The following is a 1,407-nucleotide window of genomic DNA, read 5'->3' on the forward strand; positions in this document are numbered from 1 at the left end:
GGGTCATGTCCCTTGGTGTGGTGTAACGGATCATTCGGCAGTGCCGGGCAGGCAGGTGGCGTTGTCTGAATAGAGGTTGTCCATGCTTTCGATGGAGAGGTAGCGCCGGGGAAAGGCGATCCACTCGTCGTGGAGTTCGACGAGGACGGCCGTGGCCAGGCGGGTGACGGCGGCGGTGTTCGGGAAGACCTGGACGACATCTGATCGTCGTTTGATCTCCCGGTTCAGACGTTCGAGCGGGTTGGTCGACTGGATTTTCTTCCAATGCTGGTTGGGGAAGTCCGCGAACGCGGTCAGGTCCGCCTTCGCCCCCAGCAGCATCTCCTTGACCTTGGGGAACTGGCGGCCGAGCATGTCCGCGACGGTATCGAGCTGGGCCCGGACCGCATCGGCGGTGGGCTGGGCGAAGACCGTGCGGATCGTGGCGGCGACCATCTCCGCGGACCCCTTCGGGATGACGGAGAACACGTTGCGCACGAAGTGAACGCGGCACCGTTGCCAGCCGGCCCCGATCATGACTTTGCGGATCGCTTTGACCAGGCCGCTGTGACTGTCGGAGATCACCAGGCGGACACCGTTCAGGCCGCGTTCACGCAGCGAGCGAAGAAACTCGGTCCAGAATGCCTCCGTCTCGCTGTCGCCGACCATGACACCGAGGACTTCACGGCCGCCGTCCTCGGTGACACCGGTCGCGATGACGACGGCCTGGGACACGATCTGATGGTCGACGCGGGCCTTGACGTAGGTGGCGTCGAGGAAGACGTACGGAAACCGGGTGTGATCAAGGGGACGGGCCCTGAACGCGTCGAGCTGTTCGTCGAGGCCGGCGCAGATCCGGGAGACCTCGCTCTTCGATATGCCGGTATCCGAGCCGAGGGCTTTCACCAGGTCGTCGACCGAGCGGGTCGACACCCCGTGAACGTAGGCTTCCATGACGACCGCGTAAAGCGCCTGGTCGATGCGGCGTCGGCGTTCCAGCAGGCTGGGGAAGAAGCTCCCGGCCCGCAGCTTGGGGATCGCGAGTTCCAGGTCTCCGGCCTGCGTGGTCACGGTCTTCTCCCGGTGCCCGTTGCGCCAGGTGGTGCGGGTGTCGGTCCGCTCGCCCCACTCCGCACCGATCCGGGCGGTGGCCTCGGCCTCGATCAGTTCCTGGAGCAGCCTTTCGGCGACTTCGCGGACGAGTTCAAGACCATCCGCTGAACGTAGTGACTCGAGCAGGCGAAGTAGGTCATGCTGGGACAAGGCCACCGGGCACCCCCTTGGAACGAACTGGCAGTTCACCAAGGACAGTTGCACGGTGGCCTGCCCCGTTTCAGGGAGCATTCACCAGCAGTCGATGCACGCGAGGGCACACAAGCGGCGCACTTCCCAGCCAAGATCTGTTACACCACTCCGTGGGACGCCATC

At 64.7% G+C, this 1,407-nt stretch carries 1 protein-coding gene; it reads right to left on the minus strand.

The features are described 5' to 3' along the window. Nucleotides 1-30 precede the first annotated feature (30 nt). Entirely contained in the window at nt 31-1,248 is a 1,218-nt protein-coding gene (locus ACGFYQ_RS42210; protein ID WP_393752681.1) for an IS256 family transposase, read from the minus strand. Nucleotides 1,249-1,407 lie beyond the last annotated feature (159 nt).

It is taken from the genome of Streptomyces sp. NPDC048258 (genome assembly GCF_043201995.1).
In the GTDB taxonomy this organism is placed as follows: Bacteria; Actinomycetota; Actinomycetes; order Streptomycetales; family Streptomycetaceae; genus Streptomyces.